Raw genomic sequence first — 15,200 nt, 5'->3', positions numbered from 1 at the left:
TAAAAATTTAAACATTTCTAAATACTTCTTATCAAGAGCAGGTGGAGGGACGAGCCCGACGAAACCCGGCAACCGATCTACAATTGTAGACACGGTGCTAATTCTCGCAGCATTATGCTGACAGATAAGGAGCTGGTTGTAAAAAAACCTCTCCTTAGCTGAGAGGTTTTTTTATTTAACTAGGAGGTTTTAACAATGAGCGGAATTATAGCGACATATTTAATCCATGATGATTCACATAACTTAGAAAAAAAAGCTGAGCAAATTGCACTCGGTTTAACAATTGGATCTTGGACTCATTTGCCACACTTATTGCAAGAACAATTAAAACAGCATAAAGGCAACGTCATTCATGTTGAGGAATTAGCTGAACAAGAACATACCAATTCGTATTTACGAAAAAAAGTAAAACGCGGGATTATTAAAATTGAATATCCGTTATTAAACTTCAGTCCAGACTTACCAGCAATTTTAACAACTACATTCGGAAAGCTATCTCTTGATGGCGAAGTGAAATTAATCGACTTAACTTTTTCAGACGAGTTAAAAAAGCATTTTCCTGGTCCAAAGTTCGGGATAGATGGTATTCGAAACCTACTACAAGTGCATGAGCGTCCTCTTTTAATGAGTATTTTTAAAGGAATGATTGGACGAAATATTGGGTATTTAAAAACGCAATTACGCGATCAAGCAATTGGTGGTGTAGATATAGTAAAAGATGATGAAATATTATTTGAGAATACATTAACACCACTTACGAAACGCATTGTATCTGGAAAAGAAGTTTTACAATCCGTATATGAAACATACGGACATAAAACGTTATATGCCGTAAATTTAACAGGTCGAACTTTCGATTTAAAAGAAAATGCGAAACGCGCAGTGCAAGCCGGGGCTGATATTCTATTATTTAACGTATTTGCTTACGGACTAGATGTACTACAATCACTGGCAGAAGATAATGAAATCACAGTTCCTATTATGGCACACCCTGCTGTAAGTGGTGCTTACTCAGCATCCAAGTTATATGGAGTTTCCTCTCCATTATTACTCGGAAAACTATTACGTTATGCTGGCGCTGACTTTTCATTATTCCCATCTCCATATGGAAGTGTTGCACTAGAAAAAGAGGACGCTCTTGCTATCTCGAAATATTTAACTGAAGACGATCCATTTTTCAAGAAGAGTTTTTCTGTTCCGTCTGCTGGTATTCACCCTGGTTTCGTTCCCTTTATTTTACGAGATTTCGGTAAAGAGGTTGTTATTAATGCTGGCGGCGGGATACATGGACATCCGAGCGGGGCGCAAGGCGGCGGTAAAGCTTTCCGTACTGCAATTGATGCTACTTTGCAAAATACACCACTTCATGAAGTAGATGACATAAATTTGCACAGTGCACTACAAATATGGGGAAATCCCTCTCATGGGGTGAAATTATGAGTATTCAAGTATTTTGTGATTTCGATGGCACGATTACAAATAATGATAACATTATGTCCATTATGGAAAAATTTGCACCACCAGAAGCCGAAGAAGTAAAGAACAGAATTTTATCACAAGAGCTGTCTATTCAAGAAGGTGTTTCTCAATTATTTCAATTAATACCTACTAGTCTACACGATGATATGATTCAATTTTTAATAAAAACTGCTGAAATACGTAATGGTTTTCATGAATTTATACAATTTGTAAATGAAAATAACATTTCTTTTTACGTTATATCAGGCGGAATGGATTTCTTCGTCTATCCACTCTTACAAGGAATCATTTCAAAAGAGCAAATTTACTGTAATGAAACAGACTTTTCAAGTGAATTCATTACCGTTAAGTGGCCTCATCCTTGTGATCATCATTGTCAAAATCATTGCGGATTATGCAAATCATCTTTAATCCGTAAATTAAGTGATACGAATGACTTCCATATTGTGATTGGAGATTCAATTACTGATTTACAAGCTGCGAAACAAGCAGATAAAGTATTTGCCCGCGACTTCCTTATTACAAAGTGTGAAGAGAATTATATTGCTTATACACCGTTTGAAACATTTCACGATGTTCAAACCCAATTAAAACGTTTGTTGGAGGTGAAATCATGAAACAACTTTTTCGTCAATGGTATGACTTAAGCGAGGTAAAAAAAGAATTAACAACACGAAATTGGTTTCCAGCAACGAGTGGTAATATTTCTATAAAGGTTAGTCATGAGCCACTTACTTTTCTTATTACAGCAAGTGGTAAAGATAAAACAAAAACTACTCCAGATGATTTTCTATTAGTAGATTATCTAGGGGTTCCCGTATTAGAGACTGAATTACGTCCTTCAGCAGAAACAATATTGCATACACATATTTATAACAATACGAATGCCGGGTGCGTACTTCATGTTCATACAACTGATAATAATGTCATCACAAATTTATATAGTGATGCAGTCACCCTTCAAAATCAAGAAATTATTAAAGCTCTCGATATTTGGGAAGAAGGTGCAACAATTCACATTCCTATTATCGAAAACCATGCCCATATCCCAACGCTCGGAGAAAACTTCCGAAAGCATATACAAGGAGATTCTGGAGCAGTATTAATTCGTAACCACGGTATTACCGTATGGGGCCGAGATAGCTTTGATGCAAAGAAAAGATTAGAAGCTTATGAGTTTTTATTCCAATTTCATATAAAACTATTATCAATTCAAGGAGGCGTTTCTAATGGCGCAAATTCGTATTCATGAAGTAAATACTCGCATAGAAAATGAAGTAGAAGTATCTAAATTTCTACAAGAGGAAGGCGTTTTATATGAGAAATGGAACATCTCTAAACTTCCTACTTATTTAAATGAAAATTATTCGTTAACAGATGAAAACAAGGCTGAAATATTAGCTGTGTTTTCAAAAGAAATCGCTGATGTTTCAGCGCGCCGAGGTTATAAAGCACATGATGTAATTTCACTTTCAAATAGCACACCTAACCTTGACGAATTATTAATTAATTTCCAAAAAGAACACCATCATACCGATGATGAAGTTCGCTTTATTGTTAGTGGACATGGCATATTTGCCATTGAAGGAAAAGATGGCAAATTCTTTGACGTTGAACTTGAGCCAGGCGATCTCATATCTGTTCCAGAAAATGCAAGACATTATTTTACCTTACAAGATGATCGTCAAGTTGTCGCTATTCGTATTTTTGTTACAACTGAAGGCTGGGTTCCAATTTATTGAGGTAGTTAGTTGAATAAAAGGAATTGGATCCCCTTTTCCAACCTTTTATTCACTCTACATATATACATCCTCCTATGGAACAGGCTTATTTCAAAAAATGAAATAAGCCTGATTTTTTATTTTCTCAAACATATGAGTCCTTCTATTCCAAAACAATCTCCCCTTCTATTTTTCCAATGAATTTTTTAACACTTTTTGAACATTTATTGAACTTTTTTTGAATTTTTTCTGAAAATTCTGTTTTGTATATGATATACTACAATTAAATAAGAAGGAAAAGAATATCGCAAACAGAGGGGGATAATCATGAGTTTACTTATCGCACTTATACTAGGGGTTACGTGTGGAGCACTTCCTGTTATTCTAGGAGCTATTATGGAAGAGTTGGAAGTTGGTGTTTTAGGTTTTGTCGCATCTTGTGTAAGCGCTTTATTTTTCGGCTTATTCGGTGCTATTCCTGTTTCCATTCTGTGTGCATTTTATATAGTACGCCATGCTCGTGCAAAACAATTTGGTCCTAATCACATCGCGCAAGTTATTCCATTCCCAATCGAACGATGCCGCCGGGCTTCTAGCTTATAATTATAAAAATTTAATATACCTAAATAAATAAAAGTCCTCAAATGAGGACTTTTATTTATTTTCTTCTAGAAATTGAAACAATTCTTGTAAATGTAGGGCATCTTCACTATAGCTAACAGATACGTGACATATACCATCAATCTCTGCTTGCATATATAGATCAACTCCATCTCGATCATACTTCAATGCCAAATAAAACTCCATTTCTTCTAGCATTTTTTTTGAAGTTCGAATAACGTAATGCCCCTTTTCATCTCTTCCATATTCGAATTTCGGCTCAAAATCATATTTTTGTTTAAAAGCTTCTTTTTGTTTTTCATTAATTTGTATACAAGTTGCTCGTTGTACAGTATCAATCATCTCATCAAATTTTTGAAGCTCCATCTCATTTACCCCCTTATGTATTTTTTGTATAACACTTGTGTTCCGCTATTCTCTTCCCCATCTTTTATTAACTCTTCATACAATTCCTTCGCCAAACTTAAACCTGGTACTGGTAATTGCAATTTTTCAGCCTCATCTAAAGCAATCTTCATATCTTTCATAAAATGCTTTACATAAAACCCTGGTTCAAAATCTCCCTTTAACATTCGAGGAGCTAAATTACTCAATGACCAGCTACCTGCTGCTCCCGTTGAAATACTCTCTAATACTTTATCTGGATTCAGTCCAGCCTTTTTCGCGTAAGCAACAGCTTCACATACTCCAATCATGTTGGATGCAATTGCAATTTGATTGCACATTTTCGTATGCTGTCCACTCCCAGCTGGTCCTTGTAACTGAATATTTGTTCCTAGTTTTTCAAACAACGGTAAACATCTATCATATATGTCTTTCTCTCCACCGACCATAATTGCAAGTCTTGCTTCTTTCGCACCAACATCTCCTCCAGATACAGGGGCATCTAACGTAAATACATTCTTTCTTTTACCAACTTCATTTATACGTTTTGCCAATGTGGGTGTAGATGTCGTAAAATCAATGGCTATCGTGCCTTCATTTGCATTCTCTATAATGCCTTCACTTCCAAAGTACACTTCTTCAACATCATGTGGATATCCAACCATAGTCATTACAACATCTACTTGCTTTACTAACTCTTTCGGTGTATCACACCAATTTGCACCATCTTGCACTAAAGAGTCTGTCTTCGCTTTTGTTCTATTATATACATATACTTTATAGCCGTCTTGCATTAAATGACGCACCATACTTTTTCCCATTACACCAATACCGATGAAACCTATTGATACATTTTTACGTTCCATTTTCTCATCCCCTTTGTTCTAATAAATCACTTACCATCTTTCGAAACTCATTATTAAAATCATCATCTATACTATTTTTCACATTTGAAAATAAAATAACAAAAGTGCCTTTTTCTTTATTAAAATTATTGAATGTGTTCCAACCAGATAGTACACCATGATTATGAAAATAATCCGGATATATATAAAAACTAAATGCATATTTTCGTTCTGTTGAAGGTGAAAACATCGCTTGTATACTTTGTTCAGAAAGAAGTTTCCCATTTATAATCGCTTCGTCTAATTTCTTCATATCGCCAACTGTCGTATACATCTCACCGCATCCGTATAACCACTCCATTAACAATTTTTGTGCAGGTTCAAGTACATTCTCTTTCTTTACATATCCTTTAGTAAAATGCTGATCTCCCTGAGCCATATTTCCCATACCAGATTCATGCATTTCTGCTTTAGTAAATATATTTTCTTTTATGTAATCTCCTAAAGTTTTTTTTGATATGCTTTCTATAATATAGGCAAGCACCATATAATTATAATCTGTATATCTCCAACCTGCTCCTGGTGGAAATTCTAATTTTTGACTTCCAATCCAATTTACTAAATTTATACGAGAAGCAGCATTCACTTTCCCTTTTCCGCTTTCTGGTAAACCTGATGTATGTGTTAACAAATGATATAAGGTGATATTTTTATCTACCGGAAAAGAGGGAATATATTTATTTACATTGTCTTGAATATTTAGCTTCCCTTGTTCCTGTAGCTGTAAAATAGATGTGGCCACGACTGTTTTCGTAATAGAACCGATACGATATTTTGTTTGAGGCGTATTTTCTATCTTATATTGAACATCAGCATATCCATATCCTTTATTCAATATAACATGCTCTTTATCTGTTACTAAAACTGTTCCATTAAATTGCTTTCCTATTAAATATTGATCTAACTTTTGAGATATACTAGCATAATCAATTTGTTGTTCTTCTTTTTCTTCTATATTCTCTTGTACTTCTGATTCAATAGTAGGATTCACCTTAGTTGTTAATACAGTGCTTTCCTTTATATTGGGATTATAGAGAAAATAGTATACTCCACCACAAACTACAGCAGACAGCGAAGCCATCATCATTATTTTTTTTATCATGTTGCTCCTCCATAATTCCTTCGTTCAAAATCCCCCTCATATTCTATTATCAAACAATAAAAAAAAATCGCAACAATTTGTTGCGAAAAATCACTTTTTTTCTTTTCTATATACACACACTTGATTTTTCCCATTTTTTTTCGCTTCATATAATGCAATATCCGCTCGTTGCATTAATTCTTCTCTTGTAATACCTTGTTCATATAACGCAACTCCAAAACTCGCTGTTAATTTCGAAATTCCTGAAAATTGCTTTGTCTCAATGAAAAACCGTAATGATTCTGCAACTTGAAATGCTTCTTTTTCTACTGTATTCGTTACTAATATAATAAATTCTTCTCCTCCCCACCTTGCAAATACATGTTGCTGCTCCACTTTAGATTTCATAAGCTCTGCAAGCTGAATTAATGCTAAGTCACCAAAATCGTGGCCATACGTGTCATTTACTGTTTTAAAATTATCTATATCAAATAAAATAAGCGCTATTTTTTCATCGTTACGCATTGCATTATCCCATTCAGCCTCTAGTATTTGTTGGAACTTCAAACGATTATAAATCTCTGTTAACGAATCTATCATAGCAAGCCTTTCTTGTTCTTGATAGATTTCATCTAATTCTGTAATCTCTGTACACTTCACAATAAATCTTGATAAATCTTCTGGCAATGGTGTCGCACGCAATAAAAAAGTTGACACTTCCCCTTCATAATTAGACATCTTAATTCTTCTATCATATGATAATGTATCATCTAGCCATGTTATATCATGAGTTGTTGAGTAGTATCCATTTACTCTAATAAAATGTTCAGCAAATACTAAATGTTGCTCACGATAGGCAAACAAATTTTCATATCCGAAAAACTCTAAAAAATTTGTATTACAATCAACAATCTCATCGTCTTCTACTATAAATAATAAGTCATTTTGAAAATCAAACATCGTTTGAAGTAGTTCTTGTTGCAAACTTACTTGCCGCACTAAAGAAAGTTGATACAAACTTTTATTCACTTCCTCTAACACCATTTGCGGAGTCACAGGGGCTATCACAATATTACGTATCCCTAACGTAAGCACCTCTGTAAACTCGCTTGTTATCTGTTGATCCCAAATGACAATAAAAGTACTCTGTGGATTATACATATTCTTTATATATTTTATTTGAGAAAAATCTGTTACATACATAATTACAATATGTGGTTTAGTCCTCTGATACAATACTTCTCCTTCTTCAAAACTATTTGCTATAAACATACATTTTGGATGAATACTTTCTATCGTTTGTTGATGTGTGCACCCATTTTCTATATAAAGGACATTTAACTGAAGATCTTGTAATACATTTTGGAAAACCGTATTCTCTAATAAAAAATGTAGTATGTTCATCACTAGTCTTCACTCACTTCATATATCTTGTTCTACTGAATCCCTCACAAACATTTTATAAAAGACTGTACTCTAAACACTTGAATGCGTGAGGAATTCATGTTAACAAGCTAATTGAGAATGTTATCTTCGCTGTTTCACTCTATAAATTCCTTTTTTAGTGTATGATTATCAGAATTGTATCGTTTGTATGAATGCCCTAGCTTCCTCTTTAAAACTTGACAATTAAAATAAAGATATTATATTCTTAAATTCGATAACTTACAAAATGTAAGTAGAATATATTACATGTGTTTTTTCATAATTTGATATGTAACTTGGAGGATATATAATGACAAACGACAACTTTTTTAATGTTCTATACGAACGCACTTCTACACGTGCATTCAATCCAGAAAAAGAAATTTCATCTTCAGAGTTACACGAGATTTTAAAGGGAGCTGCTCAAGCACCTTCTGCTTGGAACTTGCAGCATTGGAAATTCCTTGTATTCCAAGGTGAAGATGTACAGAAACGATTACATCCAATTGCTTATAACCAACAACAAATTCTTGATGCATCTGCTGTAGTCGCTATTTTAGGTGATTTAGAAGCTTATAAAAACGTTGAACCAGTTTACGGTCCAATTGTAGAACAAGGATTTATGAAAGAAGAAGCAAAAGAGCGCTTAGCTAAAAATATTGAGTCTGCATATGCTCGTGAGCAATTCCCAAGAGATGCAGCCTTTTCAAATGCATCTTTAGCAGCAATGCAACTTATGCTTGCAGCTAAAGCAACTGGCTGGGATACTTGTGCTATTGGTGGTTTCAACCCACAAGCACTTACAGAAGAATTCAATGTTTCATCTCGCTACGTACCAATTATGCTTATTACAATTGGTGAATCGACTTTAAAAGGCCACCCTGCACCACGAATGAGCGTAGAGCAAGTAAGTGAATGGGCAAAATAAGAAAGTGAACCTTTAATCAATATTAGGGGCTTACTGCGTTAATACGGGACAAAAAAGAAACGAAGGCAATTTCATTGCCTTCGTTTCTTTTTTATCCTGTCACACATCCGTAATATTACAACGTATTATTCGACATCTATACATAAAAAAATAGTAAATTTTATGCTATTTCCATAAACACAAATGGCGTTTCATGTCGAAATTTGTTAAAACACCGAAATATAACCGTGTATTTTTGTTACAATTATGATACAATGATAACAAATAGATAACAAGAGAGGGATTTTCATTGAGTTCATACGGAAGCTTTATCGCACTTTTAAGTTACATAGTAACTGTACTGCTGTTATATTTTATTGGCGATGCTACAAACATATCAGTGTTACAATTCCCAAAAGAAGAAACGTTCCAATTAGAATCAGAAAAACATACTGCACGATCCATTGCACCACTGCTCTTAGCTCTCCCTGTATATATCATCGTTTTATATAAAAGTAAAAAAGTGTAAAGCCTACCTATTTTCATTCATTTCGGTGGTCTTTACACTTTTTTGTGATATTTCCCCTATTTTAAACATCATTCCGTACTAAACACCCAGCTAGTCTTTTAAAATGAGAAAATCCCCCAGAAAAAATTCCACTCTCTGTCCAGTCACTCACTACCGAACTTACATAGATTATAAGTGTGAAGGGGGTGATGAGGATTATGTTTGGATCATTTGGATGCTGTGATAACTTTAGAGACTGTCATCATCGTGAAAGAGAGTGTGACCATCGCGAGAAAGAGAGAGAAGTAAGACCACAACAACCAGCTGTATGTAACGTACTTGCTAGCATTTCAGTTGGAACAGAGCTTTCTCTTTTAAGCATTAGAGGTAACGGCACATTCAACAATGTAATTTTTGAAGGTTTCGCTAACGGTGTTGCTCTTTTCTCTGCTTTAGCTCGTAATAACGATAACAAAGATAACAATAAAGACGATAAGAACAATCAAAACCGAAATACTTTTACTGGTATTTTACGTGTATGCCCAACTGATATCGTTGCAATCGCTATCTAATTCTGTTCCTTATCCTCTATAGTAAAAAAATAAGATTTACTTTTCTCATAGAAAAAACCTGAGACCGATTTCAAATCGACTCAGGTTTTTTTATTGATTATATGCTTTTAACTAGTTCAACAACTTCTTCAGCAGTTGACATCATTAATGCTTTTTCTGCTAATGTTTCCATTTCTGCTTTTGACAACTTACTTAGTTGTGTTCTTGCAGGAAGAATAGATGTTGCACTCATACTGAACTCATCTAAACCTAATCCTAATAATAATGGGATAGCAAGTGAATCTCCCGCCATCTCCCCACACATACCAGCCCATTTTCCTTCTTTATGAGCAGCATCGATAACCATTTTTACAAGACGTAAAATAGATGGGTTATATGGTTGGTATAAGTAAGCTACTTGTTCATTCATACGGTCTGCAGCCATTGTGTATTGGATTAAGTCATTTGTTCCGATAGAGAAGAAATCAACTTCTTTTGCGAATTGGTCTGCTAATACTGCTGAAGCTGGGATTTCAACCATCATACCCACTTCAATAGAATCAGAAACAGTTGTACCCGCTTCTACAAGTTTTGCTTTCTCTTCTAATAAGATCGCTTTCGCTTGACGGAACTCATCAAGAGTTGCAATCATTGGGAACATAATTTTTAAGTTACCGTATACGCTAGCACGAAGTAATGCACGAAGTTGTGTACGGAACACATCTTGCTCATCAAGACATAAGCGAATTGCGCGGTATCCTAAGAATGGGTTCATTTCTTTTGGTAAATGTAAGTATGGAAGCTCTTTATCTCCACCGATATCAAGTGTACGAACAACAACAGGCTGACCTTCTTTTACACCTTCAAGAACTGCTTTATACGCTTCGAACTGCTCTTCTTCTGTTGGAAGATTGTCACGGCCCATGTATAAGAATTCTGTACGGTATAAACCAACGCCTTCTCCGCCATTATCGATAATACCTTGTACATCATTTGGTGTTCCGATATTTGCAACAAGCTCAACGTGATGTCCATCACTTGTTACAGTAGCTTGGTCTTTTAATTTTGCCCATTCAGTTTTTTGCTCTTCAAATTTCGCTTTCTTTTCTTCAAACGAGCGAAGAGTTTCTTCTGATGGATTTACAATTACTTCCCCATCTAAACCGTCGATGATTACGATATCGCCGTTTTGGATTTTCTCCATAACAACTTTCGTACCAACAACTGCAGGAATTTCCATAGAACGAGCCATAATTGCAGAGTGAGATGTACGTCCACCGATATCAGTTGTAAAACCTTTTGCATACTTACGGTTTAACTGAGCTGTATCAGATGGTGTTAAATCTTCAGCAATAATGATTACTTCTTCAGAAATTGTACCAGGGTTTGAGAAGTTAATTCCTAGTAAATGTGCAAGAACGCGTTTTGTTACGTCACGAATGTCCGCAGCACGTTCTTTCATATATTCGTTATCCATGTTTTCAAACATAGAAATAAACATTGATGCAACTTCATCCATTGCAAATTCAGCATTTACTTTTTCGCTATTTACTTTATCTTTTACTGGGTTTACTAGTTCTGGATCATTTAACACTAATAAATGTGCTTCAAAAATCGCAGCTTTGTCAGCACCAAGCTCAGCAAAAGCGTGGTCCTTAATTGCTTCTAATTCAGTTTTTGCTTTCTCAAGCGCAGCGTCTAAGCGTGCAATTTCAGCAGCTTCGTTTGTAATTGATTTCTTTTCGATGTTAAATTCAGGATTCTCAAGTCTGAAAGCCTTTGCAATAGCAATCCCACTTGATGCAGCGATCCCTTGAATATTAAGAGTCATTATTCTCCTAATCCTTCGTTTTTCATAGTTTCTTCGATAGCTGCTAGTGCTTGAGCTGCATCATCACCATTTGCAGTGATTTTAATTTCTGCGTTTTGTTGAATGCCTAAAGACATAACGCCCATGATTGATTTTAAGTTAACGTTCTTTCCGTTATACTCTAAGTTAATGTCAGAACCAAATTTGCTTGCAGTGTTTACAAGTAGAGTTGCTGGACGAGCATGAATTCCTGAGTCGCTAGTTACTTTAAAGATTTTTTCCATGATAATTTATCTCCTTTAAATTACAGTATTTTTTTAGTTGTATAGACGTGAGTACTACATCATCTATTGTATATAATAGGCGATGTTCGGTCAACCACATCGCCTATTATAATTATAAACATTTTGCGTCAAATTCCTACTGAATGTCAATAATAGCGTTTTCGCCCTTCTTAACATTTCCATCTTTTTTCAATTCGACTTGTTGTCCTTGTTGTAAATTCGTAAAGACAATTGGTGTAATGATAGATGGTGCATTTTCTTTTACAAATGCAAGATCGACTTTTAATAATGGTTGTCCTTGTTTCACTTTGTCGCCTTGTGCTATAAGTGCTTCAAAACCTTCACCATTTAATTTTACAGTATCAATACCGAAGTGGATTAAAATTTCTTTTCCGCCTTCAGATTGAATACCAATCGCATGCTTTGTAGGGAATACGTTGACGATTTCACCGTTAACTGGAGAAACTACTGTTCCTTCTGTTGGCTCGATTGCAAATCCGTCTCCCATCATTTTTCCTGAGAATACTTGATCAGGTACTTCTGTAATCGGTAAGATTTTCCCTTCAATTGGTGATACGATTGTTTCGTTTTCATCAACTTGCTGAGGAGCTTCTTCTACTTTTACAGGCTCTTCTTTTTCAACATGAGGTGTACGACCTGACATAATATCATGAATTTGTGATTTTAATGTGTCAGATTTCGGTCCGAAAATAGCTTGAATGTTATTTCCAACTTCAAGTACACCAGCCGCTCCAAGCTCTTTTAAGCGATCTTTGTTTACATTCTTTTGTTCGTTAACTTGAACACGTAAACGAGTAATACAAGCGTCTAAAGAAGCAATGTTTTCTTTACCACCAAGTGCCACTAATACTTCACGAGGAAGTTCACCAGCTTCTGCTTTCCCTGCACCGTCATTCGCATTTGCTACTTCACGACCAGGTGTTTTTAAATCCCATTTACGGATTGCAAAGCGGAATCCGAAGTAGTAAATAACTGCTAGTACAAGACCAACAATAATTACCCACCACCATGCTGTACGGCCTGGTAGTACACCGAATAACATAAAGTCGATTAAACCACCAGAGAATGTCATACCAATTTTAACACCTAAAATTTGCATTGTCATAAATGATAGACCAGCAAATACTGCGTGAATTCCAAATAGTACTGGTGCTACGAATAAGAATGAAAATTCAAGTGGTTCTGTAATACCTGTTAAGAAAGATGTTAATGCAGCAGAGCCTAAAATACCAGCTGCTAATTTTTTATTTTCAGGACGTGCTTCATGGTACATTGCTAATGCTGCTGCTGGAAGACCGAACATCATGAACGGATACTTACCAGTTGTAAATGTACCTGCTGTTAATTCTACACCGTCTTTTAACTGTGCCATAAAGATTTTTTGGTCACCACGGATTAATTCGCCAGCTGCATTTGTATACTGACCGAATTCGAACCAGAACGGTGAATAGAAAATGTGATGTAATCCAAATGGAATTAATGAACGTTCAATTAAACCGAATATGAATGCTGCTAATGTTCTATTTGCATCAATCATTTGATGTGAGAACGTATTTAAGCCACCTTGAATGTATGGCCAAATGAAACACATGATTATACCTACTACTAAAGAGAATGTTGCAGTTGCGATCGGTACGAAACGCTTACCTGCGAAGAAACCTAAGTATGATGGTAATTCAATGTTGAAGTATTTATTGTAGCAATACGCGGCTACTATACCGACGATAATACCACCAAACACTCCCGTTTGTAGCGTTGGAATTCCTAATACATTTGCATATGCTGGATCAGCAAATCCAATTTTTACTGGATCTGCTCCAGAACTTGTTACTTTCACTAGCTTATCTACTTCTAAGAACACACTCATCGTTTTGTTCATAATTAAGTAGCCGACGAATGCTGCTAAACCAGCTACTCCATCTCCACCAGCTAAACCAATTGCTACCCCAACTGCGAATAATAATGCAAGGTTAGCGAAAATAATATCACCAGATTGTTCCATAATTTTTGCTACCATTACGAACCAATCTGCTTTTAAAGCAGGAATAACATTTGTTAACTGTGGATTTTGAAATGCATTACCAAATCCAAGTAAAATACCTGCTGCCGGTAAAATCGCTACTGGAAGCATTAACGCTTTTCCGACTTTTTGAAGAACACCAAAGATCTTCTTAAACATGGAAACCCTTCCTCTCTTATCTATATTGATACCTTCCGACAAACGCCAAAAAGACATGAGGAAAAAAAGATAGAACGATAGCTATACAAAGGGTAGTATATCCCTTTCTCTAGCTTACATTCCTTACTTTTCTCCACTCATGCCTGATCGAATCAGTAACACGTGTCAAAAATAGGTTTACGTATAAGTTCACTATAATTAAGGCAAACGTTTTCTTTACTTACCTTAATGTGTTTGTCGAAATTTGTATAACTTTGCAATAGTTATTATACATAACTATTGTAAGCGATTCAATCATTTTTTTTAACGTTTTCATTTTAGACAAAAATATATGTCTTTTTACACATGCTCTGCTTTCACTAAGCGCTGCAGGTGCATCGTTAAATATATGCTCTCTGCTTCATACACAGGAAGTTGCAATTCTTTTTGCATGACCTTAACTAGCTTCCAAGCTAAATTATAACAGACAGGATATTCCGCCTTTAATAAATCAGCAAAACTTTGTGATTCCTCTACTTTTTCCTCTTTTTTCACCCGTTCAATAGCATATTGCAAATGACGGATTAGGCGTAAATAGTGGATACTTTCTTGGTCTAATGTAATTTGTAAGTTTGTCTCAATTAAAGACACAAGCTGTGCAATGAGACGGGAGTTTTGATTAACCGAAGATAAATCTGAATTTGTAAGTGAACTGTAAATATGGAGTGCAATAAACCCAATTTCTCCTTCTGGCAATGTAATTTGCAAACGAGAGTTTAAAAGGTCTACAACACCTTCAGCAATTTCATATTCCTCTGGATAGAGCATTTTCGTTTCAACTAAAAAAGGATTATCAATTGTAAGTCCTTGTTTTAATCTCTTAATTGCAAAAGAAATATGATCTGTTAAAGCGATATGAATATGTTCATTCAATGGTGATTTTGCTTTTTCTTGAATGTAGAACATAATATCATTCATTAATTCAATTAATTTTTCACTCACATGCGGCACTAACAGTTTGTATTGTTCACGATCACGTTCATTTTTTAAAACAAACATTTTTTCAATTTGTTCTTGCTCCAATACGTCTTTCGCTTTTTTCCCAAATCCAATTCCTTTACCAATCACTACTACTTCCTCGTGTTCAGGATGGCTAGCAATGATGACATTATTATTTAAAACTTTTTTAATTTCTAGATAATTACTCATATAACACCACCCTCGTACTTAAATAGCCTGCTTTTATGTTACAGAATATTCTTCTTTGTCGTCAATGTAAAACATCTACCATTTCATAAAAATTCATTTTTTAGACATGTTTATATATGATGCGTATAATGTAAGA

At 35.0% G+C, this 15,200-nt stretch carries 16 protein-coding genes and 1 riboswitch; of the genes, 8 read left to right on the top strand and 8 right to left on the bottom strand.

Annotated elements, in window-relative coordinates; translation table 11 throughout:
• Positions 1-25: 25 nt before the first annotated feature.
• Positions 26-131: riboswitch (SAM riboswitch) on the top strand.
• A 64-nt stretch (positions 132-195) separates the two neighbouring features.
• The 5 genes from mtnW to KVT31_RS03265 all read left to right on the top strand — a co-directional run bounded on the left by mtnW (position 196) and on the right by KVT31_RS03265 (position 3,803).
• Positions 196-1,440 (top strand): 2,3-diketo-5-methylthiopentyl-1-phosphate enolase, encoded by a 1,245-nt coding sequence (mtnW, locus tag KVT31_RS03285; protein WP_088097611.1) that lies wholly within the window; start codon positions 196-198, stop codon positions 1,438-1,440.
• Positions 1,437-2,096 carry a 2-hydroxy-3-keto-5-methylthiopentenyl-1-phosphate phosphatase gene (locus tag KVT31_RS03280; protein WP_088097612.1) on the top strand — a complete coding sequence of 220 codons (660 nt, stop codon included), beginning with the start codon at positions 1,437-1,439 and terminating at the stop codon, positions 2,094-2,096. The genes mtnW and KVT31_RS03280 overlap by 4 nt, the downstream gene beginning before the upstream one ends.
• Positions 2,093-2,731 (top strand): methylthioribulose 1-phosphate dehydratase, encoded by a 639-nt coding sequence (locus KVT31_RS03275; RefSeq protein ID WP_088097613.1) that lies wholly within the window; start codon positions 2,093-2,095, stop codon positions 2,729-2,731. Before KVT31_RS03280 ends, KVT31_RS03275 begins: the two co-directional genes overlap by 4 nt.
• On the top strand, positions 2,709-3,221 hold the full coding sequence (locus tag KVT31_RS03270; protein ID WP_000057324.1) for a 1,2-dihydroxy-3-keto-5-methylthiopentene dioxygenase: 513 nt from the start codon (positions 2,709-2,711) through the stop codon (positions 3,219-3,221). Before KVT31_RS03275 ends, KVT31_RS03270 begins: the two co-directional genes overlap by 23 nt.
• Before the next feature lie 306 nt (positions 3,222-3,527).
• Positions 3,528-3,803, top strand: a complete 276-nt coding sequence (locus tag KVT31_RS03265; RefSeq protein ID WP_000054671.1) for a hypothetical protein — start codon at positions 3,528-3,530, stop codon at positions 3,801-3,803.
• Between the two features lie 51 nt (positions 3,804-3,854).
• On the opposite strand, the gene KVT31_RS03260 is transcribed toward KVT31_RS03265, so the two are convergent.
• The 4 genes from KVT31_RS03260 to KVT31_RS03245 all read right to left on the bottom strand — a co-directional run bounded on the left by KVT31_RS03260 (position 3,855) and on the right by KVT31_RS03245 (position 7,595).
• Positions 3,855-4,187 carry a DUF3909 family protein gene (locus KVT31_RS03260; RefSeq protein WP_088097614.1) on the bottom strand — a complete coding sequence of 111 codons (333 nt, stop codon included), beginning with the start codon at positions 4,185-4,187 and terminating at the stop codon, positions 3,855-3,857.
• Positions 4,188-4,192: 5 nt separating this feature from the next.
• A complete protein-coding gene (locus KVT31_RS03255; RefSeq protein ID WP_088097615.1) occupies positions 4,193-5,071 on the bottom strand; it encodes an NAD(P)-dependent oxidoreductase in 879 nt (292 codons plus the stop codon).
• A 4-nt stretch (positions 5,072-5,075) separates the two neighbouring features.
• Positions 5,076-6,212 (bottom strand): serine hydrolase, encoded by a 1,137-nt coding sequence (locus KVT31_RS03250; protein WP_140392536.1) that lies wholly within the window; start codon positions 6,210-6,212, stop codon positions 5,076-5,078.
• A gap of 90 nt (positions 6,213-6,302) precedes the next feature.
• Positions 6,303-7,595, bottom strand: a complete 1,293-nt coding sequence (locus tag KVT31_RS03245) for a GGDEF domain-containing protein (protein WP_140392537.1) — start codon at positions 7,593-7,595, stop codon at positions 6,303-6,305.
• A gap of 331 nt (positions 7,596-7,926) precedes the next feature.
• Between KVT31_RS03245 and KVT31_RS03240 the strand changes: the two genes are divergently transcribed.
• The 3 genes from KVT31_RS03240 (at position 7,927) to KVT31_RS03230 (ending at position 9,603) form a co-directional block, all read left to right on the top strand.
• Entirely contained in the window at positions 7,927-8,544 is a 618-nt protein-coding gene (locus KVT31_RS03240; RefSeq protein ID WP_088097617.1) for a nitroreductase family protein, read from the top strand.
• Between the two features lie 289 nt (positions 8,545-8,833).
• A complete protein-coding gene (locus KVT31_RS03235; protein ID WP_088097618.1) occupies positions 8,834-9,052 on the top strand; it encodes a hypothetical protein in 219 nt (72 codons plus the stop codon).
• Positions 9,053-9,249: 197 nt separating this feature from the next.
• Positions 9,250-9,603 (top strand): DUF3915 domain-containing protein, encoded by a 354-nt coding sequence (locus tag KVT31_RS03230; protein WP_088097619.1) that lies wholly within the window; start codon positions 9,250-9,252, stop codon positions 9,601-9,603.
• A gap of 97 nt (positions 9,604-9,700) precedes the next feature.
• On the opposite strand, the gene ptsP is transcribed toward KVT31_RS03230, so the two are convergent.
• The 4 genes from ptsP to glcT form a co-directional block, all read right to left on the bottom strand.
• Positions 9,701-11,413, bottom strand: a complete 1,713-nt coding sequence (gene ptsP / locus KVT31_RS03225; protein ID WP_000174214.1) for a phosphoenolpyruvate--protein phosphotransferase — start codon at positions 11,411-11,413, stop codon at positions 9,701-9,703.
• The gene (gene ptsH, locus KVT31_RS03220) at positions 11,413-11,676 is read right to left on the bottom strand and encodes a phosphocarrier protein HPr (protein WP_000411080.1); all 264 of its coding nucleotides are present in this window, start codon (positions 11,674-11,676) and stop codon (positions 11,413-11,415) included. The genes ptsP and ptsH overlap by 1 nt, the downstream gene beginning before the upstream one ends.
• Before the next feature lie 136 nt (positions 11,677-11,812).
• Entirely contained in the window at positions 11,813-13,876 is a 2,064-nt protein-coding gene (gene ptsG / locus KVT31_RS03215) for a PTS glucose transporter subunit IIABC (RefSeq protein ID WP_088097620.1), read from the bottom strand.
• A gap of 339 nt (positions 13,877-14,215) precedes the next feature.
• Complete coding sequence (gene glcT / locus KVT31_RS03210; protein WP_088097621.1) at positions 14,216-15,064, bottom strand: glucose PTS transporter transcription antiterminator GlcT; 849 nt, start codon at positions 15,062-15,064, stop codon at positions 14,216-14,218.
• Positions 15,065-15,200: the final 136 nt, after the last annotated feature.

The sequence above is a fragment of the Bacillus sp. GbtcB14 genome (assembly GCF_019091205.1).
Taxonomy (GTDB): domain Bacteria; phylum Bacillota; class Bacilli; order Bacillales; family Bacillaceae_G; genus Bacillus_A; species Bacillus_A cereus_AG.
The sequence above is the reverse complement of the archived record's forward strand: the minus strand, read 5'-3'. Positions and strand labels throughout refer to the sequence as shown.